Genomic DNA, 20789 nt, shown 5'->3' with positions numbered 1-20789 from the left:
CAAAAGCCGGTCGGCCTTTCGGTCGACCGGCTTTTTCTGTCAGGACCCCGGCAGGGAAAACCCCGCTGCCCGGTAGAGCATCCCGTCCCGGGGCGTCTGCATCTGCAGGGCCACGCCGGGGGCGTCAGTGAGTGGGTCCACGATGCCTACCCAGAAGCTGTAGTCTCCGCCGGGCAGGGCCCCCGCCCCCGGCAGCGAGATCCGCACGGTGTGCCGTCCCGGTCCCCAGTCGGAGAAGGGCACCCCGGTGCGGCCCGACCAGACGGTCTGCCCCGTCCCGTCCCGCAGTTCCAGCGCGACGGGCCAGTCACCGTAGAGGGGTGCCAGGCCGGTATTCTCCCAGGTGAGTTCCGCCTGCAGCGTGCGGGAAAACGCCGTGCGCCACACCGTACACTGCCGCACCCCCAGGGTGTAGCCCATCCCGGCCACCAGGGTGCGGAGGTTGGCCGCCTCGGTGCCGGAAAGCGCCCCGTATGCCGGGGCGTTGGGTCCCAGAAAGGTGGTGTGGCTTTCTTCCAGCAGGGCCAGCGTAGTGGGGAACTGTGCATCGGTGAAGTACCAGCCGTCCGCCTCTTCGGGGGAGAATTCGCCCCCCGAGGGCGCGAACCGCCAGAAGTCCGGCATGCCGGGCAGCCATTCCCCGTTCTGGTCGGACCGGTAGCCGTCGGCGATCCAGGAGAGCCATTCCCGGTGGGAGTCCGGCAGGCCGAAGGAATCGTTGTACAGCCCCAGCCCTTGGTCCCGGCCGATGGTATAGGGGCGGCGCAGCAGCAGCTGTTCCGGCGCAAAGGCGTCCAGGTAATCCTGCACATAGCCGTCGGTGACCTCCTGGGTGGGAAAGGACGGCAGCCCTGCCTCGGTGTCCAGATGCCATTCGCCCCAGTGGCCCAGGCTGCCCAGCTCCACAAAGGCCAGCTGGGGGTCATCGGCATAGCGCTGCCCCAGGGCGGCGATCAGTTCCCGGTGCGCCTGGCGGAAGACCTCGTTCTCATAATCGGGGCTGAAGCCCTGGCCGTAGGCCCCGTCGTACCAGGTGCCGGCGCCGTCCATGGCGTCGTAGAGCCACTGAGGAATGTCCATATGCCGTTCCCCGGTGGGGGTGTCGCAGACCAGCCGCAGGATCAGCCGCACCCCGTCGGCCCGCCACCGGGCAAACTGGCAGCGCGCCTCCAGCGCCGCAAAGTCGTATTCCCCCTGCCGGGGCTCCAGCTCACTCCAGGACACCGGCACGTAGGCGAAGGCCACATAGGGGTCCTGGCGGTAGTTCTCCCCCCAGGCGGCCAGCCCTTTCATGGGGTTGGTCACCGGCTTGTCCGAGGGGTCGATCTGTGCCGTTGCCAGCGGGATGCGCAGCCGCAGCAGGGACACCGCCGCCAGCGCCAGTCCCAACAGCAGCAGCGGCAGCCATCGGCGGGCCTGCATCAGGCCTCCAGGTTGCCGCGGTACTCCACCAGCGTCACATCCTGCACCCCGTCGATGTTCTGCACCGGCTGGGTGATGTTCAGGTTGTCGGTTTTCAGGTAGAGTTCCATGGTCAGTTCGGTGGTACCGCCCTTGACCACCTTGGAGCGGAACTTGCCGGGCTGGGCATGCAGGCACCGGCGGACGGCCTCCTCCACCGCCGGGTCGGAGCGGTAGGTGACGATGAGCACATAGGTGCCGGCGCTGCCCTTGATCCGTTTGAGGAAGACCAGCGCCAGGGTGACGACGATCCAGGCCACGAGAGCTATGTAGTAGTACTGGGCGCCGATGGCGATGCCCGAGGTGATGGCCCAGAAGAGGAACATCAGGTCAAGGGGGTTCTTGACGGCGGTGCGGTAGCGCACGATGCTCAGGGCGCCCACCATGCCCAGGGAGAGGGTGATGTTGGTGCTGATGGTGACGATGATGACGGCCACCAGCAGCGTCATGATGACCAGGGAGAGGTTGAGGGCATGGTCGTAGACCACCCCGATGAAGCAGCGACGGTAGACGGCAAAGATGCCCATGCCCACAAGAAAGGCGATGACCAGCGTGAGGATGAGGGTCAGCGGTTCGATCTGGTTGGGGAAGAGTTCCAGGGCGGATTTTTTGAACAGATCTTGAAAGGTCATAACGAAAGATTCCTCCTGCTCGGCGCGGCGCTCACCGCAGGACATGCCGGACCCGGTCCGCACAGAGGCAGAACTTGGAGGCCGACGTCCTGACAAAGGAGTACGCGCGAAAGATACTTTGAATATACTCCGGCAGAATGCCGGTAAACTTGACTTCCAGAATCATCTGGTCCGGGGGCAGCACGTGGTAGCCGGCAGCGGCGGGGTCGAAGAGATCCTGCCGGGGGTCCATGGCCGTGAGGGCCTTGTCGAAGGTGATGCGCACGGTGCCCACGTCGTTGACGAAGGCCTCCCGGTCGTAGGCCACGATGACGCAGGGCCGGATGAGGTTGGCCCGGGCCTCCACATAGAACTGCCGGGCCAGCGGCTGGTCTTTCTGCAAAAGAAAGCCCAGACTGCCCCCGCAGAAGGCACCGTACTCCGCCTCGGTGAGGGGGACGGCCTCCTTATGGATGTAGGCGCCGTTTTTGTACTTGCATTCCAGGGCGATATGCCCGGTGCGGCAGTCGTAGATGCGCACCCGGTATTTTTTGCGCACTTCCACCCCGGCCATCTTCTGGCGGTAGGCCGTGTGGTAGAGGTCGTCCAGGTAGAGGCTGCGGATGTGGTAGACGCCCTCCGGTCCGGCGTGAGCGTCCTGCCCCAGCAGCGAGTGCAGCACGGTCCGGAGCTGACGGTACTCGGCCTGACTGACCAGGTACTTCAGCTCGTGGCGGTAGGCGGGGATCATCCGGTCACCTCCACCCGGTCCACGCCGGGATAGTAGACGTCGCTGACCTGGATCTTGTTCATGGCGGGAGCCGTGCGGCCGTCCTGGGTGGAGGCGGTGACCTCATAGTACCAGGTCCCCGCCGGGAGCTGGGCCGACGGCACCTCGTACGCGGTGCTGTCCAGCCCCGCCACATCCACCGCCGGGCTGGCGAAGTCCGGCGTGGCCGCCACCCGCAACCGGTAGGTGATGGGCTGGTTGTCGAAGTCGTAGGCGTCCTCCCACACAAAGCGCACCGTGCCGTTTTCCTGCTCCGGCACATACATAAAGAAGGGCATCAGCTCGTGCAGGCTGTTGTAAAACTGCCGGTAGGCCAGCTCCACCTGGTCGCCCAGCCCCGCCAGGATGGTCTCCCGCTCCGCCGCCGTGTTGCCCAGGTAGTAAAAATCCGGCATGGAAAGGACATAGGGCCGCACCACCCCGTCGTACTGCTCCGCCAGCGCGCTGACGGTCTCCCCGTTGATGGTCTCGTGGAGCTCGTCCACCCTGGCGGCCAGGGCGGCCCGGTTGTCGGCGTCCTTCAGGAACCGCTGGTGCAGCAGCACCCCCCAGTAGTTGGCCACCCCGTGCTCCCAGCCGCCGTAGCTGGCCGTCAGCCCTTCGATGTCGTCCTCCTGCCAGTGGAGGCAGTTGTCCCCGTCCCAGGGGATGAAAAACCACTTCTGGCTGTTCAGCGGGCTGTAGAGATAGAAGTTCTGCACCGTGGTGTCGCTGTTGCCCAACAGGATGTTGTAGGCCAGCCAGGTCAGGTAGTTGTCCCGGTCGATGTAGTCCCCCACGATGGTGTTGATGTCCACCGTGCGGTCGGCGATGAGATTCACCAGGTCGATGAGCTTCTGGTTGTCCTGCCGTCCCTTGCAGCTCAGGATCTTCTCAAAGGCGGTCTGGTCAAAGGCCGGGTCGTCGAAGTTCTTCAGCCCCTCCGACATCTCGAAGTTGAAGCTGATGGCCTTGTAGAGATACCCCTCGGAATCCAGGCCGTGGTTGGCCAGGTATTTTTTGGTGGGCACCTCCGCCTGAGTGAACAGCCCGTAGTCGGTGAAGGTGGTCTCCCCCGCCGTCTCGTCCTTGATGTAGAGCCGCACGAACTGGGTGCGCAGGCTGGAAATGTCCTCCACCGGGCGCAGCAGGTCAAAGTAGAGCTTGTTGCGCAGCCGGGTGGCGTCAAAGGTATGTTTGTTCAGGGCGATGTTGCTCTGCCCCCGCCACAGCCCCGCCTCGTCGTCCAGGTCCAGCTTGTAGGACTTCTGGGGCCGCACCGAGGATGAATTTCCCCGCACCCGGATGGTGGCGTTGCTGGCGGTGGCGTCGTAGCCCAGCATGCCGGGCCGGGGGCCGTCGGCGTCCCCCACCTGCACGATGGCCCGGGCATAGATGTCGTTGTCCACGTGGCTGTCCTCCGCAAAGCGGACGGCGCTGTTCACCTCCGCAAAGGAATGGTCGGTGTCCGAGCCCGCATCCCCCCGCTGCACCGTCACGTAGAAATACACAAGGCTTTCGGGGTCGTCCTCGCTGTAGATAGTCTTGTTCTCCGCCATGCCCACCGTGTTGATGTCCCGGCCCGTTTCCGGCGTGGCGGTGGCCTCCGGTTCCGGCAGGAGGATGCTCTCCTCCGGGGCGGCGGGCTGCCGCCAGAACGCCACCCCCACTGCCGCGGCCGCCAGCACCACAAACAGGGCGATCTCGATTTTATTCCCGATATTTTTCACGGGGATGCCTCCTTTGTGCAAAAGCCCGGTCGGCCCGGGCCAGATGTTCCTCGGCGCGGCAGAGCACGCCGTCCCGGGGTTCCTCAAAAAGGGGCTGCTCGCAGAACACATGGTATTCCAGCTCCCCCAGATACCGCCGCAGCCGCCGCAGTACCCAGAAGCCGGTGACCGCCCCCGCCGCCAGGAACCCGGCACCCCAGGTGTCGGGGCCGGTGGCCAGCGTCACCAGGGAGGCTGCCGCGCTCAGCGCCGCGAAGAGTCCCGCCGCCCGGCAGGCCCCGGCGCGGTCGTCGAAGTAGAGCAGCACCACGATGCCGCACTTGACCAGCCCGTACAGGCAGTAGCCGAAGCAGAGCAGCCGGAAGGTACCGGCCATCGTCTCGTCCAGGCCCGCCGTCTGGAGGAAATTGCCCAGAAACGCCACCGACGCCACCGCCACGATGAACTGCAGCTGCAGCATGTGGGCCAGTTCGGCGTAGAGGGCGGTCTCCATCTCCTGCTTGGCGGCGCGGATGTCCTCCAGACGGCCGCCGTAGAGGATGGCGTCAAAATAGGCCCGGTGCCGCCGGGCGAAGCGGGTCTCCAGCCCCACCACGAACTGCACCAGCATGGGCAGGATGGTCAGGGTGGCGAAAAAGGCGGGCACATCGTACCGGGCGCAGCAGACCCCGGTGGGAAACACCCGGACCCGGGCATCGCTGGCCCAGAAGACGAAGTTGTGGCCGTACAGTCCCAGGCCCAGCAGCAGTCCGGTGAGCAGCAGCCCCGGATAGCGCTGCAGCGCCGGGAAAAAGACCAGCAGATTCCAGCTGCCCGCGGGGTAGCAGGCCAGCAGCTGCCCCATATAGAGGAAGAGCAGCACCAAGAATCCCAGGGCGGTGCCCCACAGCGCCGCCGCCAGCGGGTCCATGCCGCCCCGCAGAAAAGCCCAGGCCAGCACCAGCGCCGTGACGGTGCCCGCCACGAAGCCCAGCAGCAGATACCCGTACCGCTTGACGGCGGACAGACAGCTCATCTGCACCCAGAGGATGAGCAGCACGCAGAAGAGCAGTCCGGCGGCCATCCGCACGCTGCCGCTCACCGGCAGGGTATGCAGGTAGATCGCCGCGGCGGGAGCGCCCGCCAGCAGCAGGAAGAAGACCAGCCCGCAGAAGGCGGGGAGCACATCCTCCAGACGGCGGCCGTAGATGCAGTCCGAGATGAACCGGTCGAAAAAGAGCAGCACGGTGTCGGCCAGAATCAGCGAGAAGATCATGGCGTAGGTCATGAAAAAGAGGAACTGTTCCCGCACCCGGTAGGCAGCCCCGCTGTCCGCCAGCAGCCGCTGCAGGGTGAAGAGCAGCACGATCATGAGCACCATGGGGCCCTCGGTGACCACAGCGGTGAGGGAATAGCCCCGCAGCACCGCAAAGACGCCGCCGCCCCGGAAGACCTTTTTCAGTTCAAAGCCGATGCCTGCCACGGTTCTCTCACCTCCTGTGTCTGTACGGCTTCCCGGTAGAGTGCCCGGTAAGCCGAAAGAAAATCCTTATCCTGATAATACCGCACCACCCGGCGATAGCCGTTCTCCGCCAGGGCGCGCAGGGTGGCCGGGGTGCGGCTGATCTCCAGTATGCCCTGGGCGATGGCCGCCGGGCTCATGACCGGCACCACCCACCCCGCCGGGCCGAGGCCGTCCTCCGCCCCCTCGATGATCTCCCGGCAGGCGCCCACGTTGGTGGCCACCACCGGACGGCGGGCCGCCATGGCCTCCAGCAGCACAAAGGGCTGCCCCTCCGAGATGCTGGTGAGCAGCAGAAGGTCCAGCTTGGGCAGCCAATCGGTCACATCGGCCCGGCCCACGAAGCGGATGTCCCGGCAGCCCAGCCGGCGGATCAGGTCCCTGCATTCCTGGTAGTAGGCGGGGTCCTCGTCATAGGGACCGATGAGGTCCAGCGTGGCGTCGGGCCGCGCCGCCTTGACACGGTGGAAACTGTAGATCATCGTCTTGACGTCCTTGATGGGCACGATGCGCAGCACCGCCCCCAGATGGAGGGGATGGGGTGCCGGGTCCAGGGGCGGAATGGCCGCAAACCGGCTGATGTCGATGCCGTTGGGGATGACCCGGCATTTGCGCTCGTCGGCACCCAGGCCGATCTGCAGTTCCCGCGCCCCCTGAAACAGCGACACGATGGTCCGCGCCTGGCGGTAGGCCGCCTGGCTCAGCGCCCGGAAGTAGCCGATCCAGGTGGGTTTGAAATATCCCGGCACCCAATCGGCCTTGAGGATCTCCTCCTCCCGTTCCCGGGTATAGATGCCGTGTTCGGTCAGCAGCAGAGGCTTGTGGGCGAAGTAGCTGAACTTGGCCCCCAGCAGCCCCGCGTAGCCGGTGGCCACCGCATGGTAGACGTCCGCTTCGGGTACCGGGCAGCGCAGCAGTTCCAGCGCCGGCAGCAGCATGGAGCGCAGCGTCCAGAACAGGTCCTTGAAAGGGGTGTTGCGGCCGGTGGTTTCCGCCAGGCCCCGGGCCAGGGCGAGAAAATCCTCCGACATGAGGAACTCCTCCACCGGGCGGGGCTGTTCACCGCCGAAGGCCTCAAAGAGGCGGGGCCAGTCCGGGGCGGTGCCTTGGACCAGATCCAGCAGCGCCTGCCGGGCGGCGGCGGACAGAGGCCGGCCGGAAGCCCCGGGTTCCCGCCCCAGGGGTTCGTCCAGGAAATATTCCCGCAGTTCGGTCACATTGGCGGGGATCTCGTAGCGGAACTGTCCCCGCTGGCGGCGCTGCGCCCCGATGGAAACAAGGAGGAACTGGTGCTCCGGCATCTGCCGGAGGAGCATCTGCACCCAGGCAGACACCCCGCCCACCACATAGGGGTAGCACCCCTCCACGATCAGACAGATTTTCATGCCGTCACCAGCCTTATGGTAAAATTGGGCTCTGTTGCCGTGACCAGGTAGTACCCTTCCCCCGTCCCCGGACTGATGCGCCGGATGGTACAGGCGTCGTCCGCCGCCTTGGGGGTACGGTCGGTCTTGAGGTAAAAACTCACCGGCCCGAGAAAGTTTTCAATGCTGCCCTGCACCGACTCCCCGGTGATGACCAGGTGGGGCTGTGCGCCGTCGCAGATGCGCAGGGCGTCGCCGGCCTGGGCCGCCGACAGGGAGCGCAGCCAGGGACAGGCCGTATGGATCTCCCCCATAAAGGTGCAGTAGCTGCGGTAGAGTTCCTCCCAGGTCTGGCCGCCGCCCCGCTCGGCGTCAAAGATGTCGTCGGGGTGGATAAAGTGGGAGAAGGCCCCGTACAGGCCCAGGGCACTGTAGGCGGACAGCCGCTCAAAATCGCTGGGGGCCATGCCGGAGGTCACCCGGGGGAATTCGGCGATGCCGTCCTCCGCCACGGCGAAGTCCTGCACATAGACCTGGCCCTCCTCCCCTTCGTCGGTGTAGATGCCCGAGATCACCCCCAGGTCGGGCAGGGCCTGCACCACGGCGCGGCGGCCTTCCTCGCTGAGGTAGTTGGAGGGCGGCACATAGCTGCGCAGCGTCACCGCCGGGAAGAGCCGGGCCGTGATATCCCGCAGCGTCTGCAGCGAGGTGACCATATCTTCCTCCGACGCCCAGGGACGATAGTCCAGCTCCTCCGGGGTGCCCCCCGCCAGGGTCAGCGGCTGGTGGTTGTAGCCGTGGGCCCCCATCTCGAAGCCGTTTTTCAACAGGCTGTTGCCGAAATACTGCTCGGTGGCCGACGTTGTGTCGCTCTGCCGGGCAGGGTCAGTCTCGTCGTTGTAGGTGGCCACAAACAGCCCGGTGTACACATCCCCGTAGACGTTGGCGATCTGCAGCATATCGGGCCACCAGATGTCCCGGTAGAATTCCTTGGCCGAACGGTTGTACTCCTCCCGCACCACGTCGCTCTCGCTCTCATACTGGGGCGAGGGGAAATCGTCGATGAAAAGGCACAGGGCGTTGATCACCGGGTAGAGCACGGTGTCCCACAGGGTGTTGATGCAGCCCGCCAGGATGCCCCGCCAGAAATCCCCGCTGCCCGACGTGCCGTTGAAGACCGCCACCCGGCCCTGCCCGCAGTCGTAGGACCAGATCAGCGGCGTGCGGCGGTCCCGGGCGTCGCTGGCCCAGGCGTAGACCCGGGCGCCGGTCTCCAGCGTGACGGACAGCGCCACGTCGGTGAACTCCTCCCCCGTAAAGGCCTGCCCCGTCAGCCCCGGCAGCAGGTCCCGGGCAAAGGTGACGGTATCGTAGTCCAGGTAATCCCCGAAATCCACAATGCCCAGACGGCGGTAACTCACGTTGAACTGCGCCCCCACCGATTCCGGCACCGAGGTCAGCAGCAGCCTGCCGCCCTGCTCCACATAGTCCAGGAGCCGGGCGGCGGACTCGGGCAGTTCCTCCTCCCAGTAGGCCGTGGCCAGGATCACCAGGTCATAGTCGGCATAGTTCACGCCGGTGGCCTGGGCCAGGGGCAGGGATTCCCCCTGGATGCGCAGATGGTCCAGGGCAATGCGGATGTTTTCCTCGCAGGATTCCGAGTCGGACCGCCCGGGACTGTAGAATACCAGCGCCCGGGGTGCGGTATCTTCGGTGATCTCCAGCGGTTCAGCGCTGGGGGCCTCCTGCAGCGCCACCGCCGAGGCAGGCTGCAGCGCCAGCCCCGACAGCGTCATGCCGCTGTTGCTGATCAGGATGACCACGGCAAAGGCCACGCAGAGCCACAGCAGGGCCGTCAGTTTGGTGCGATCTCTCTTCACGGTGTTTCTTCCTCTTTTCTGAAAGCCCGGACCCAGGCCAGGGTGGGCGCCGTCAGCAGCACCGGGCGGCGGCGCAGACCGGCCAGAAAGGCCTGCAGCCCCGCCCCGTTTTTGGCCTGCACGCAGACCTCCATCTGGTCCCGCACCGCCTGCTCACTGCCGGGGTAGAGGGTCAGATACCGGCTGCACAGCCGCTGGGCCCGGGCGATGTTTTTCTGGCCCAGGGCCTGGCGGATGCCGTGGTGCAGGCAGGTCTCGGAGGGACGCTCCGCCCGCAGCATCCGGTCGGTGAGCGCGGTATAGCGGCCCTGCAGGCGGCGCCGTACCTCCGGGTCAAACAGATCGGTCTCCAGCACCCGGTAGAGCAGGTCCTCCCACGCCGCACAGGCTCCGGCGTCCCGGGGTGCCCGGCGCCACCGGGCTTCCGCCTCGTCCAGCTGCTGCTGGAGTTTGCGCCGCAGCTCCATGATGGCCACGCTGGCATAGTGGGAGGTCTCGCCGTCCTCGTTGGCCAGGGCGCGGCGCAGCGCCGGCAGATAGACCAGCGGATCCTCCACATCCAGCAGCCCCATGACCATCCGGCGGCGGTAGCTCCGGTCGGACACCTCCAGCGCCTCCTCCATGGGCACGCGGTCGGTCTCGGCATACAGGTCCGGCTTCTGCAGCCGGCCCAGATCGTCGGGGCAGAATTCGCCCCCGCGGTACAATTCATGATAGTCCCAGGGCGCGGCAGTCCGGGCCCGGCCGTCCCAGAACCAGAGCAGCAGCGGCCCCGCCCCCGGCAAGGCCAGGCAGAGCACCAGGCAGAAAGCCCCTTTCTGGAGGCTGCCCGCCTGCCGCGCCGTCACCCAGGCATCCAGCAGGCTGAACAGCAGGTACAGGCCCCCTGCCAGCCCCCAGAACCACGGCGTCACAGCGCCGCCTCCCGGGCCAGCGGCCGCTCGGAACGGGGCACCTCCAGCGCCCGCACCAGATCCCGCTCGATGAGGCCCACCACCACCTTGAGCAGATCCCGGTAGTAGGTGGTGAACCGGTCGGGCCCCAGCTCATAGGCCGCCACCAGGCCGTACAGCCGTCCGTCGCAGCGGATGGCCGCCGCCAGATCGGGCCGGCCGGGGGTCAGCTCGGTGTTGGCAAAGACCGGCTGCCGGGCCAGCACGGTACACAGTGCCGCCAGCTTGCCGCCGTCGGGCACGGCGGGGGCCCGGGTCTCCATGGCGGGGGAACAGGCCGCCAGCGACGCACTGCGGCCGTCGGGGGTCATGCGGTAGACCACCACGTGATCGCACTGCAGCAGGTCTTCCACAATGCCCACCGTGTGTTCCAGGATCCGGGGCGGGTCCAGCCGGTCCAGTTCCCGGACGATGCGGTAGAGATCCGCAAAGCTGTGCCGCTCCGCCGTGATGCGCTGCTGCAGCCGGCTCTTGATCTCCAGGGTCTCCCCCTGCACCGCCTGCAGCTGGTGGAATTTTTCCGCCAGCAGGTCGTTTTTCCGCCGCAGCGCCGCCATCTCGTCCCGGCGGCGGCCCGTGAGGTACCCCAGCACCGAACCGGTAACGGCGTAGATCACAAAGGGCACCCAGGTGTCCACGCTGTAGAGCAGGTAGCTGATGTCCACATAGGACACCGCCAGGCTGTACAGGTAGGACAGCGACGCCAGGCCCACCGCCGCCAGCCCCATGCCGCTGCCGTAGCAGCTGGCCACCACGGCCACGAACATCAGCCGGATGTCCACATATTTGAGGTCGGATACATCCCTGGAAAAGCGCAGCAGCCCCAGCGTGATGCCGAAGAGCACCAGCGTCTCGGCGGCGCTGCGCAGCGCCGGGGAGAGCCTGTTCCACCGCCGCTTCGGGGCCGGAGCCTGCTGCCGGGGCCGGGGCTGCGGGGCGTCCCGCAGCAGCTGCCAGCCCTCCTCCTCCAGCAGGGTGTAGGGCACCCAGCCGGTGGCCTCTTTCAAAGGGGCGGCGGAGTACCGGGCGGCGTCCATCGTATGGCGCGCCCGGGTCCATTCGATCTGCGCCGGGGCGCCCGCCGCCCGCTCCAGGCAGCCGTAATAGGTCTGCAGGGACAAGGGATGTCCCGTGACCAGCAGATACCGGCCGGTCTGTGTATGTAATACCAGACGGTAGATGGCCGCCGCCGCGTCGGAGGCCGCCAGGGCGTCGATGCAGTCGTCTGGGCCGTAGGGGCTCGGGACAGACTGCCCCTCCCGGATGGCCTGCAGCGCCGCCCCGGTGACCCCCATCTCCTCGGGCGCCGCCCGGCCGTAGAGCCAGCCCATCCGCAGCACCAGCAGCGGCAGACCGTCGTGGTCCCGGGCCGCCCGGCAGCGCAGTTCCACCGCCGCCAGCGCTGCCAGCCGGGGGGTCAGCGGCCCCTGCCAGGCCAGCTCCACCGAGGACAGACAGACAAAACTCTGCACCGGATACTCCCGCAGGGCCTCCAGCAGAGCGGTCAGCCGTCCGGGGTGTTCTTCGGGGCAGAGATCGCCGCCCTCCCGCAGGCCCGCGGTGAGCAGAATCACCGCCTCGATATGGTGCCGCCGCAAAAAGGCCAGGATCTGCGCCGGGGTGCTTTCCCCCCGGCATACCGCCCCCTTGCATTTAGCGTCCCATAAGCTTCGGTTTTCCTCCGCCGTCAGCCAGCAGACCTCGTGGCCTTCCCGCCAGAAATATTCCGCTGTGGCCTTGCCCGCCAGATCCCACGGCCCCGCAAACAGTACCTTCATCCGCTCGTCTCCTTACCTGCGTGCTGCGGCGGCTGCCGCAAATGTATTTACACTGTACTGCCTGGGGAATGAAAAATCTGCCGAAATAGAAAACCGGCGGCGGGAAAGCAACCCGAACCAACAAAAAAAGCCCCCTTCCCGTAAAGGGAAGGGAGCGCTGTCAGGAAAGGGATTCCACCGACCGGGCCACCACATGGTAGCTGGGCAGGCCGCCGCAGTCATATTCTTCAAAGGTGCCGGTGACCAGCAGTTCGGTGCCGGTCTCGGGCAGGGTGCCGCCGTCCCATACGAATTCCAAGCCGGTCTGGCAGCAGGCGGTGGCATCCTGGATCACCACCGTATAAAAGTAGTCCACGCCCAGGGCGGGGTTGGCCTCATAGGCCATGAGCGGGCCCTGCATCCGCACGGTCTTGCCCAGATAGTCCTCCGGTGTGCGAACCATGGCCGACACCTCGGCAAAGACCATGGTGGAGGAGAGGGTGGTCAGGTCCACGTCGATGCCGTCGGGGTCCGGGGTGGCCGTGGGCGCAGGCGTTGCCGTGGGGGCCGGTGCAGGGGCAGGCGCGGCGGTGGGAACCGGCGTGGCGGCGGGGACCGGGTCCGGGGCGGGGGCGCAGGCGGTGAGCAGCAGGCTCAGGGCGGCCAGGGCCGCCAGACGGCGGCTCATGAGGCCCCCCGCAAAGCGCCGGCCAGCCAGAAGAGACCGAAGCCCGCCAGATCCACTGCCACGATGGTCGCCCCCACCGGCGTACCGGCCAGGATGGCCGTGACGATGCCCCCCGCCGCGCAGACCACCGAGAAGACCGCCGCGCAGAGGGTCACCCCCAGAAAGCTGCGGCAGACCCGCATGGCGGCCAGGGCCGGGAAGATGATAAGAGCCGAGATGAGCAGCGAGCCCACCAGGTACATGGCCAGCACGATGATGACGGCGATGATGACGGCCAGCAGCAGCTGCCACCGGGCCGCGCCCATGCCACAGGCCCGGGCGAAGGCTTCGTCGAAGGTGACGGCGAAGATCTTATGGTAGAGCAGCACGAAGAGTGCCACGACCACCACGGCCAGCCCGGCGCAGAGCCAGACCTCGGCCTCGGTGAGGGTGAGGATGGAGGTGGAGCCAAAGAGGGTGCTGCAGACATCCCCCGCCAGGTTGGGGGTGGCAGAGAAAAGGTTCACCACCAGATAGCCCAGGGCCAGGGTGCTCACCGAGAGCATGCCCACGGCGGCGTCGCCGCGGATCTTGGCGTTCTGGCCGCCCCGCAGCAGCAGCACGGCGCAGAGGACGGTCACCGGCAGCACCAGCAGCATGGAATCGGCCAGGCGCAGCACGGTGGCCACCGACATGGCGCCGAAAGCCACGTGGGAGAGGCCGTCCCCCAGGTAGGAGAACCGCTTGAGCACCAGGGTGACGCCGAACAGCGAGGAGCACAGGGCGATGAGCACCCCCACGATGAGGGCGTACCGCACAAAGGGGAAGGTCCAGTAATATTGCAGGGTGGCGATCATGCGGGGCCTCCTTCCGGGCGGGCGAAGCGGCGGCCCGCTTCGCTCTGCAGGTAGTCCTGGCGGCTGCCGCAGAAGACGGTGCCGCCGATCTGCAGGATGCGGGTGGCCGACCGCAGCGCCGGGCCCACATCGTGGGTGATCATGAGGATGGTGACCCCTTCGGCGTGGAGGCGGTCCACAAGGTCATACAGGGTGGCGGCAGCCTCCGGGTCCAGGCCGGTGACCGGTTCGTCCAGCAGCAGGGCTTTGCGGGCCGCGCAGAGGGCCCGGGCCAGCAGCACCCGCTGCTGCTGCCCGCCGGAAAGTTCCCGGTAGCACCGCCCGGCCAGGTCCGCCGCCCCCACCTTTTCCAGCATGCGGAGGGCTTCGGCCTTTTCTTCTTTGGTGTAAAAGGGGCGCAGGCCGCACCGCCCCTGAAACCCGGAGCAGACGATCTCCCGCACCAGGGCCGGGAAATCCCGCTGCACCTCGGTCTGCTGGGGCAGGTAGCCGATGTCCTTGCGGGTGAGGCCCTCCCCGAACCGGATGCGCCCCGCCAGCGGCGGCTGCAGCCCCAGCAGCGTCTTCATCAGGGTGGTCTTGCCGCTGCCGTTCTCCCCCACGATGCAGAGGTAATCCCCCGCTTCCACCGTAAAGTTCAGGTCCCGCAGCACCGCTTTGCCATCGTAGCCCAGGGTCAGGTTTTCGCCGGTGATCTGTGCCATCAGGCCTCCTCCCCGGCGCCCAGCGCCTGCCGCAGCACCGTCAGGTTCTGCTCCATCACCGAAAGGTAGGTGGTGCCCGCGGCAATGTCCGCCGACGAGGTCCCCTGCATGGCATCCAGCGTCAGGATGGCCCGGTCGCCCCCGGCGTTTTCCACGATGGTCCGGGCGATCTTCTGGTCAGAGCCCTCGATGGTCAGCACGGCGGGCAGGTCCAGTTCCGCCGCCTTGCCCGCCAGGAAGGCCACCGTCTCGAAGCTGGCTTCCGTCTCGGCGGAGCAGCCCGGGAAGGCCGCGTAATAGGCAAGACCGTAGTCCTCCACCAGATAGCGGAAGGGAAACCGGTCCCCGAAGAGCAGCGTCTTCACGGGAGCCGCTTCCACCGCGGCGGCATAGTCGCCGTCCAGGGCGGTCAGCTTCTCCCCGTAGGCCGCGGCGTTTTCGGTGTAGCGGGCGGCGTTGGCCGGGTCCAGCTCGCCCAGCGCATCGCCCAGGGCCGCCGACAGCTCTGCGGCGTTCTGCAGCGAGGTCCAGATATGCTCGTCGGTCTCCTCTTCCCCGTGGTCGTGGTCGTCATGGTCCTCAGGTTCCATGCCCTCCACGGTTTCCTCCTCATAGACCCGGCTGCCCAGCAGCTCCATCAGGTTCACCACCTGGCGGTCAGGGTTGGGGGATTCCTGCAGCGCGTCGGCCACCCAGGCGTCCGAGGCGCCGCCCACATAGACAAAGAGGTCGCACCCCGCGATGGCCGCCACATCCTGGGCCGAGGGCTGGTAGCTGTGCAGGTCGGTGCTGCCGTCCAGCAGCAGGGTCAGGTCCAGGTTGGCAGCGTCGGGGCCGGCCACCTCCCGCACCCAGTCGTACACCGGGAAGATGGTGGCGACCACCCGCAGTTTGTGGGCGGATTCAGGGGACGCCTGGGGCACCGCCGGGGCGGAACAGCCCGCCAGCAGTGCGGCGGACAACAGAACAGAAAGGATTTTTTTCATAGGAATTTCCTCCGGTATGGGTCAGATGACAAAAAAGGGTACAAAAAACCAGGGGCCCGGCGCGCCTGACGGCGCACTGCGTCCCTTCACGGAGGAAAATTCAATTGTCCAGCCGGACCTTGCGGGCCACCAGCGTGGCCGCGGGCAGGCAGCGGGTGCCGCCGCCCAGCACCCGAACGGCCGCAAAAGCAGCAGCCAGGGCAGCCGCCGCGGCAGCGGCCGGCCGGGACCCGGCTCGCAGCTGCCGGGCCGCCTCCCGCAGGCAGGCACAAACAGGGCAATCCGCCCCTGTGCAGGTATGGCGGACCTCCCGCACCAGGAACCAGGCCGAGACCAGAAGGCCCGCTGCCAGCAGGACGCAGAACGCCCAGGCGGTCAGTCGGCGGCGGATGGAATGCATGGCGGCTCCTTGTATTATAGAGTAGTAGTTATTAGAGCCCCTCTCCAAGGGCTGTGCTACACTGTAAGGGATGCTGTGGATTGGTTGGCGGCTCCTACCACAAGATGGTTCACGAAAGGTTCCAACCACAGCCCCTTACAATTTTGTTAATCAGTTAAATACCGCCAGACGGTTTATGTGGAACAAGGCTACAAAAGTAAGGTGTACTGTGGATGCAGCATCACATATTTTCTCTGGAGGTATTTGTTATGGTAGTTTCTGTTGGCATTGATGTCTCAAAAAACAAGCATGATTGCTTCATTGTAAGCTCAGAGGGTGAAGTCCTGGCGGATGTTTTTACTATCCCTAACAACATGGACGGTTTTTATGCTCTACTGGAAAAAATTCGAGCTTGTACTACACCGCAGGACAAAATAAAAGTAGGGCTTGAGGCAACCGGGCATTACAGCTACAACATTCTTGGGTTTCTTCTGGACAACGGTCTGGCCACCTATGTCTTGAATCCCTTACGCACGAATCTCTACCGGAAAAGTCTCAGCCTGCGAAAGACCAAGACCGACCGTGTAGATGCTCGAACCATTGCTGCTATGCTGTTATCCGATGTGGGCCTCAAACCCTACACGAATACAGCATATCACAACGAGGAACTAAAGTCACTCACCAGATACCGTTTTGACAAGGTGAAAGAACGAGCAAAGCTGAAAAGCTCAATTTCCAGACTGGTTTGCATTCTCTTCCCTGAACTGGAGAAGCTGGTGTCCTCTCTCCATTTGGCGACTGTCTACGCTCTGCTGGAAGAGTTTCCAGGTTCCAAACAGATTGCCAAGGCACACCTGACAAGGCTCAAAACCCTTTTGGGGAACGCCTCCAAAGGTCGCTACGGTCGGGATATGGCTGTTACTATCCGGAGCGCTGCTCAGAATTCTGTTGGGTCCTGTATGCCTGCCAAATCCCTGGAATTGCAACATACCATCCGGCTTATCCGTGAATTGGATGCTGAGATCGCTGAAATCGAGGCTGAAATTGAGACAATGATGGACAAGATACAGTCTCCCATTACAACTATCCCTGGCATGGGCTTTCGTATGGCTGCCATGATTCTTGCTGAAATCGGCGACTTCTCTCGGTTTGAGTCACCGGACAAATTATTGGCCTACGCCGGAATGTCGCCTTCTACTTACCAGTCCGGGCAGCTCAAAAATTGCTATCCCCACATGGAGAAGCGTGGCTCTCGATACTTACGCTACGCTCTTTACAACGCAGCCAAGTATGTATGTCACTGGGACCCAACCTTTGCTGCTTACCTTGCTAAGAAAAGAGATGAAGGCAAACACTACAATGTCGCACTTTCTCATGCCACCAAAAAGTTAGTTCGTCTGCTGTTTGCCCTGGAAAGATCCAGACAGCCTTATTGCAGCTTGGCGGCCTAATTCCATCTTGTTAGCCTACGCCGGGGTCCCTACGGACCTCTGCTTTGCTATACCTTTCTTGAACTATCTCTTTTCACCACCACCATTCATTTTTGGGGTTGACTTTTAATAGTTAATCTTTCGGGTGGTCGGGAAAAATTCAGGGGTTGCGGGCGGTGCGGCAGGCTTCGCAAAGGCCGTAGAACACCGTGCGGCGTTCGTCCAGGGCAAAACCGTGGTGGGCCAGCATGTGGCGGCGCAGATGCTCCACCTCGTCGCAGTGCAGATGGATCAGCGCCCCGCACTGCTCGCATTTGCAGTGGTAACAGGGGGCGGCGGTGGTTTCCTCGGGGCCGGTGTAGGCATAGCAGGCCCCGGTGGCGCCGTCCACCGTGTAGCGGGTGACGGTCCCCTCCGCCACCATCCGGTCCAGATGGCGGTAGACGGTGGCCTTTCCCATCTGCATCCCCTTTTGGGCGAAATAGACGCAGAGCTCCGCCGCTGTGACATGCTGTCCCGGCCGGCTGCGCAGATAGTCGGCGATCTGCTCGCTCTGACGGGTCCTGTAATGGTTTTTGGTTTCCACAGCGGGCGCCCCTCTCAATTTGAAACTGTGTTTCAGTTTACAGGACACACCGCCCTTTTGTCAAGGGGGAGGGAAAAACTGGAGGCGGACCTGTTCATGCCGGGTGGTGAGCCGGTCATTGTTTTCCCGCCTCGCCGGACAAAGTCGGCCCAAAAGCTGTGCCGCCCCGGGGCAGGCTTGTTTCCCGGCAGGTGGGTGTGGTATGATGGACATGATATACGGAATTGTGTTATCTCTCCGGCGCGGGGAGAACGCAAAAAGGAGGAACAGTTCCATGGTTCGGATCGCAGTGGCTGAGAACGCCCCGGAAGAAATGACGCGGTTGACCGAGTATCTGGAACGCTACCGCCAGGAACACGGGCTGACTTTTGAGGTCAGCTGCTTTACCGATGGTGCGGATCTGATGGAGCACTATCAGGCGGCATATGACGTGATCTTTCTGGACATCGAGATGCCCAACATGGACGGAATGTCCACAGCCCGGCGCATCCGGGAAGTGGATTCCGAAGTCATTCTGGTCTTCGTCACCCACATGGCCCAGTATGCGCTGAAAGGCTATGAAGTCCGGGCCATGGATTTTCTGGTCAAGCCCCTGGTGTACGAAACCTTTGCTCTGCGCATGGACCTGCTGCTGCCGCGCATTCCCGAAGAGAACGAGCACACGCTGCTGCTGAACAGCAAAAACGAAACCAGAAGAATTTCCGTGGAACGCCTCATCTATGTGGAAGCCAACAAGCATAAGATGTACTTTCATACGGAAGACGGCGTATTCGAGAGCAACTGCACCATGAAATGGGTGGAAGAGCAGCTGGCAAGGGCCGACTTTTTCCGCTGCGACCACGGGCTGCTGGTCAATCTGCGGTATGTCACCTGGGTAGGACAAAACGAATTGCTGGCGGGCGGGCAGCGCCTGAAGATCAGCCGTCCCAAGCGGAAGCTGTTCATGCAGGCTTTTGCCGACTACATCGGGGGCAATCTATGAACGGAATTTTCGACATGATCCGCGGCAACCAGTACATTACCGAGATCCTGGGAGCCTGTCTTCTTTTCATCCTGCCCCACCGCAAGCGGGAGTTCTTCTGGCCCCGGATGATTTCCTTCTGTGTGCTGGTGGAACTGGTTTCCCTGCTCATCATGAACAGTGCCTGGGCCAGAGCCATCTGGCAGAGCCCGGCCAACGTGGTGGCCAGCTGCATCATCTTTATTCTGGTGTTTCCACTGGTATCGGCGGTCTTCATCGCGTTCTGCTGCCCAGCCACCGGGAAAGAGCTGGTCTACTGCGTGGCGCTGAGCCTGTGCATCCAGCATTTTTCCTCCGCGTTCCAGCTGCTGCTGCTCGGCCTTGTGCCCGGCACCGGGCTGGGCTATGATCTGGTTATCGAGTTCCTGACGGTTCCGGTGGTCTACTGTATCTTTTATCGTTCCAGCATCCGGCGCATCTGTGAAAACGGGGTCTACCAGCTGGATAACCTGCGCCTGACCGCCGCCACCTGTCTGATCTTTCTGGTTGCCGCGTTCACCAGCATCGCGGTGAAGGGCGCCACCGGGCAAGCCTACAGTCCGCTGTTCCTGTTCTGCCAGGTCTATGAGATGCTGTGCTGTTTCTTCCTGATGTGGATCCAGGTCAACCAGAAGCAGGCACTGGACTATCAGCATGAGCTGGATATGCAGAGTTATGTGCAGCATATGGGATATGAACAGCTGGAAAACAGCCGCCAGAACCGGGATCTGCTCACCCACCTGATGCACGATCTGAAGCACCAGATCGCCGGCATGCTGGTGCCCCAGAGCGACGCCCAGCGCAGCGATCTGGTCCAGCAGATCGAGCAGAATCTGATGCTGTACGACGGGGAATACTGGATGAAGAACGAGGCGCTGAACACCGCGCTGGTGGAGCGCAGCCTCTATTGCCGCGAGCACCACATCCAGATCATGTGCGTGGCTGACTGCGAAAGCCTGCAGTTTGTCAGGACGGGGGATCTCTACCTTCTGCTGCGCAACGGCCTGGACAACGCCATCGAGGGAGTCTGCCAGCTGGATCCGCCGGAACGCCGGGTGGTGGACCTGAAGGTCTACCGCTGGGAGCGCGTTCTGATGATCCAGATCCAGAACCCCTATACCGGGCGGCTGGTGTTCCGCAACGGACTGCCCCGCACCACCAAGACCGACCCGCGCTTTCACGGCTACGGGTTGAAACTCATCCGGCAGATCGCCAAGAAATACGGCGGGGAGATGACCGTCAACGGGGAGCACCAGATGTTCTCGCTGCGGGTGCTCCTGCCCATTCCGGACGGCAATACCACATAAAAAACGGACCCGTTGGGTCCGTTTTTTTGTGAAATACGCAATGTGTGCAAGGATAATGACAAAGTGTGCGAAGACACTTGAGGTTGTGAAAAAAAGGAAGATAATGGAATCAGGTTATGAAGGCGCCCGCAAACAACCCTAGATCATTCCGAACCAAACCCTTGGGAAAAGGAGAGAAATGGAGGCAAAAACATGAAAAAAGCAATCAAAATGGTATTGTCACTCACCATGGCGCTTGCACTGTCGGCCGGCCTGTTCGGCTGCTCATCCGAGCCCACCGTCACCGACGTGCAGCTGATGATGACCGCCGACAAGGAAGAGTATGTCATCGGAGAGTCCTTCGATCCCACCGGTCTCATGCTCACCGAAGTATATTCCGACGGCACCCGCAAGGAAGTCACCGACTACACCTACTCCCCCGACGGCCCCCTGACCGAAGACGACACCGTGGTGACTATCCAGTACGGCGACTACACCTTTGAAAATCCCATCACGGTCATTCCCGCCAGCGACAAGATCATTGTGACGCTGAACAATGGCGTTGACCGCTGCGAACTGCACGCCGACGGCACCCTGCAGCTGCAGGGCGGTGCCCTGGATTATATGGGACCGGTCAGCGGACACTGGTCCTGGGACGGCCAGACCCTGAAGATCATGCTTCCCATCTACCGCAGCAAGGAGGATTTCGACGATTTCGAGACCGAAATGCAGCTGGAATACGACGAACAGAACAACGTCTCCTTCGACTATCTGCTTCTGGGCAACTGGTCCATGCATTATTTCTGCTCCTATGCCGACTGGTCCCAGGTGCTGACGCCGGATGTGAAGTATCCGCAGTAAATGAGGA

The 20789-nt window shown here is 63.9% G+C and carries 19 protein-coding genes; 4 read left to right on the top strand and 15 right to left on the bottom strand.

The window, feature by feature from the left end; genetic code table 11:
* Positions 1-39 precede the first annotated feature (39 nt).
* The 14 genes from NQ490_RS09410 to NQ490_RS09340 all read right to left on the bottom strand — a co-directional run bounded on the left by NQ490_RS09410 (position 40) and on the right by NQ490_RS09340 (position 15640).
* Positions 40-1422, bottom strand: a complete 1383-nt coding sequence (locus NQ490_RS09410) for a DUF4832 domain-containing protein (protein ID WP_007045497.1) — start codon at positions 1420-1422, stop codon at positions 40-42.
* Entirely contained in the window at positions 1422-2093 is a 672-nt protein-coding gene (locus NQ490_RS09405) for a DUF4956 domain-containing protein (protein ID WP_040917357.1), read from the bottom strand. Before NQ490_RS09405 ends, NQ490_RS09410 begins: the two co-directional genes overlap by 1 nt.
* 31 nt (positions 2094-2124) lie before the next feature.
* Positions 2125-2823 carry a polyphosphate polymerase domain-containing protein gene (locus tag NQ490_RS09400; protein ID WP_007045495.1) on the bottom strand — a complete coding sequence of 233 codons (699 nt, stop codon included), beginning with the start codon at positions 2821-2823 and terminating at the stop codon, positions 2125-2127.
* Complete coding sequence (locus NQ490_RS09395) at positions 2820-4571, bottom strand: CotH kinase family protein (RefSeq protein WP_007045494.1); 1752 nt, start codon at positions 4569-4571, stop codon at positions 2820-2822. The genes NQ490_RS09400 and NQ490_RS09395 overlap by 4 nt, the downstream gene beginning before the upstream one ends.
* Complete coding sequence (pelG, locus tag NQ490_RS09390) at positions 4552-6033, bottom strand: exopolysaccharide Pel transporter PelG (RefSeq protein WP_007045493.1); 1482 nt, start codon at positions 6031-6033, stop codon at positions 4552-4554. The genes NQ490_RS09395 and pelG overlap by 20 nt, the downstream gene beginning before the upstream one ends.
* A complete protein-coding gene (gene pelF / locus NQ490_RS09385; protein WP_007045492.1) occupies positions 6009-7457 on the bottom strand; it encodes a GT4 family glycosyltransferase PelF in 1449 nt (482 codons plus the stop codon). The genes pelG and pelF overlap by 25 nt, the downstream gene beginning before the upstream one ends.
* Positions 7454-9316, bottom strand: coding sequence for a DUF2194 domain-containing protein (locus NQ490_RS09380; RefSeq protein WP_007045491.1), 1863 nt, complete (start codon positions 9314-9316; stop codon positions 7454-7456). The genes pelF and NQ490_RS09380 overlap by 4 nt, the downstream gene beginning before the upstream one ends.
* Positions 9313-10230 (bottom strand): hypothetical protein, encoded by a 918-nt coding sequence (locus tag NQ490_RS09375; protein WP_007045490.1) that lies wholly within the window; start codon positions 10228-10230, stop codon positions 9313-9315. Before NQ490_RS09375 ends, NQ490_RS09380 begins: the two co-directional genes overlap by 4 nt.
* A complete protein-coding gene (locus NQ490_RS15380; protein WP_265799333.1) occupies positions 10227-12047 on the bottom strand; it encodes a GAF domain-containing protein in 1821 nt (606 codons plus the stop codon). The genes NQ490_RS09375 and NQ490_RS15380 overlap by 4 nt, the downstream gene beginning before the upstream one ends.
* A gap of 160 nt (positions 12048-12207) precedes the next feature.
* Complete coding sequence (locus tag NQ490_RS09360) at positions 12208-12714, bottom strand: hypothetical protein (protein WP_259951176.1); 507 nt, start codon at positions 12712-12714, stop codon at positions 12208-12210.
* On the bottom strand, positions 12711-13550 hold the full coding sequence (locus NQ490_RS09355) for a metal ABC transporter permease (RefSeq protein ID WP_007045485.1): 840 nt from the start codon (positions 13548-13550) through the stop codon (positions 12711-12713). Before NQ490_RS09355 ends, NQ490_RS09360 begins: the two co-directional genes overlap by 4 nt.
* Entirely contained in the window at positions 13547-14254 is a 708-nt protein-coding gene (locus NQ490_RS09350) for a metal ABC transporter ATP-binding protein (protein WP_007045484.1), read from the bottom strand. Before NQ490_RS09350 ends, NQ490_RS09355 begins: the two co-directional genes overlap by 4 nt.
* Complete coding sequence (locus tag NQ490_RS09345) at positions 14254-15240, bottom strand: metal ABC transporter substrate-binding protein (protein WP_007045483.1); 987 nt, start codon at positions 15238-15240, stop codon at positions 14254-14256. The genes NQ490_RS09350 and NQ490_RS09345 overlap by 1 nt, the downstream gene beginning before the upstream one ends.
* A gap of 100 nt (positions 15241-15340) precedes the next feature.
* Positions 15341-15640 carry a hypothetical protein gene (locus tag NQ490_RS09340; protein ID WP_259951173.1) on the bottom strand — a complete coding sequence of 100 codons (300 nt, stop codon included), beginning with the start codon at positions 15638-15640 and terminating at the stop codon, positions 15341-15343.
* A 248-nt stretch (positions 15641-15888) separates the two neighbouring features.
* Here NQ490_RS09340 and NQ490_RS09335 point away from each other — a divergent pair, with 248 nt between their 5' ends.
* Positions 15889-17070 carry an IS110 family RNA-guided transposase gene (locus tag NQ490_RS09335; RefSeq protein ID WP_040917863.1) on the top strand — a complete coding sequence of 394 codons (1182 nt, stop codon included), beginning with the start codon at positions 15889-15891 and terminating at the stop codon, positions 17068-17070.
* A gap of 139 nt (positions 17071-17209) precedes the next feature.
* Here NQ490_RS09335 and NQ490_RS09330 read toward each other — a convergent pair whose 3' ends face one another.
* Positions 17210-17635, bottom strand: a complete 426-nt coding sequence (locus NQ490_RS09330) for a Fur family transcriptional regulator (protein ID WP_007045479.1) — start codon at positions 17633-17635, stop codon at positions 17210-17212.
* Positions 17636-17909: 274 nt separating this feature from the next.
* Between NQ490_RS09330 and NQ490_RS09325 the strand changes: the two genes are divergently transcribed.
* The 3 genes from NQ490_RS09325 to NQ490_RS09315 all read left to right on the top strand — a co-directional run bounded on the left by NQ490_RS09325 (position 17910) and on the right by NQ490_RS09315 (position 20782).
* On the top strand, positions 17910-18617 hold the full coding sequence (locus NQ490_RS09325; protein ID WP_040917356.1) for a LytR/AlgR family response regulator transcription factor: 708 nt from the start codon (positions 17910-17912) through the stop codon (positions 18615-18617).
* Positions 18614-19942: an ATP-binding protein gene (locus tag NQ490_RS09320; RefSeq protein WP_007045477.1), complete on the top strand. Its 1329-nt coding sequence runs from the start codon at positions 18614-18616 to the stop codon at positions 19940-19942. Before NQ490_RS09325 ends, NQ490_RS09320 begins: the two co-directional genes overlap by 4 nt.
* 192 nt (positions 19943-20134) lie before the next feature.
* Positions 20135-20782, top strand: a complete 648-nt coding sequence (locus tag NQ490_RS09315) for a bacterial Ig-like domain-containing protein (protein ID WP_007045476.1) — start codon at positions 20135-20137, stop codon at positions 20780-20782.
* Positions 20783-20789: the final 7 nt, after the last annotated feature.

This window comes from Subdoligranulum variabile (genome assembly GCF_025152575.1).
GTDB lineage: Bacteria > Bacillota > Clostridia > Oscillospirales > Ruminococcaceae > Gemmiger > Gemmiger variabilis.
This window is presented reverse-complemented; position numbering and strand designations above follow the sequence as displayed.

Bases quoted from the DNA above. Each gene is read 5' to 3' on its own strand.
- NQ490_RS09405 (WP_040917357.1), bottom strand. From the start codon at position 2,093: ATGACCTTTCAAGATCTGTTCAAAAAATCCGCCCTGGAACTCTTCCCC.
- NQ490_RS09360 (WP_259951176.1), bottom strand. From the start codon at position 12,714: ATGAGCCGCCGTCTGGCGGCCCTGGCCGCCCTGAGCCTGCTGCTCACC.
- NQ490_RS09315 (WP_007045476.1), top strand. From the start codon at position 20,135: ATGAAAAAAGCAATCAAAATGGTATTGTCACTCACCATGGCGCTTGCA.
- NQ490_RS09410 (WP_007045497.1), bottom strand. From the start codon at position 1,422: ATGCAGGCCCGCCGATGGCTGCCGCTGCTGCTGTTGGGACTGGCGCTG.
- NQ490_RS09335 (WP_040917863.1), top strand. From the start codon at position 15,889: ATGGTAGTTTCTGTTGGCATTGATGTCTCAAAAAACAAGCATGATTGC.
- NQ490_RS09325 (WP_040917356.1), top strand. From the start codon at position 17,910: ATGGTTCGGATCGCAGTGGCTGAGAACGCCCCGGAAGAAATGACGCGG.
- NQ490_RS09355 (WP_007045485.1), bottom strand. From the start codon at position 13,550: ATGATCGCCACCCTGCAATATTACTGGACCTTCCCCTTTGTGCGGTAC.
- NQ490_RS09400 (WP_007045495.1), bottom strand. From the start codon at position 2,823: ATGATCCCCGCCTACCGCCACGAGCTGAAGTACCTGGTCAGTCAGGCC.
- NQ490_RS09345 (WP_007045483.1), bottom strand. From the start codon at position 15,240: ATGAAAAAAATCCTTTCTGTTCTGTTGTCCGCCGCACTGCTGGCGGGC.
- NQ490_RS09320 (WP_007045477.1), top strand. From the start codon at position 18,614: ATGAACGGAATTTTCGACATGATCCGCGGCAACCAGTACATTACCGAG.
- NQ490_RS15380 (WP_265799333.1), bottom strand. From the start codon at position 12,047: ATGAAGGTACTGTTTGCGGGGCCGTGGGATCTGGCGGGCAAGGCCACA.
- NQ490_RS09340 (WP_259951173.1), bottom strand. From the start codon at position 15,640: ATGCATTCCATCCGCCGCCGACTGACCGCCTGGGCGTTCTGCGTCCTG.
- NQ490_RS09350 (WP_007045484.1), bottom strand. From the start codon at position 14,254: ATGGCACAGATCACCGGCGAAAACCTGACCCTGGGCTACGATGGCAAA.
- pelF (WP_007045492.1), bottom strand. From the start codon at position 7,457: ATGAAAATCTGTCTGATCGTGGAGGGGTGCTACCCCTATGTGGTGGGC.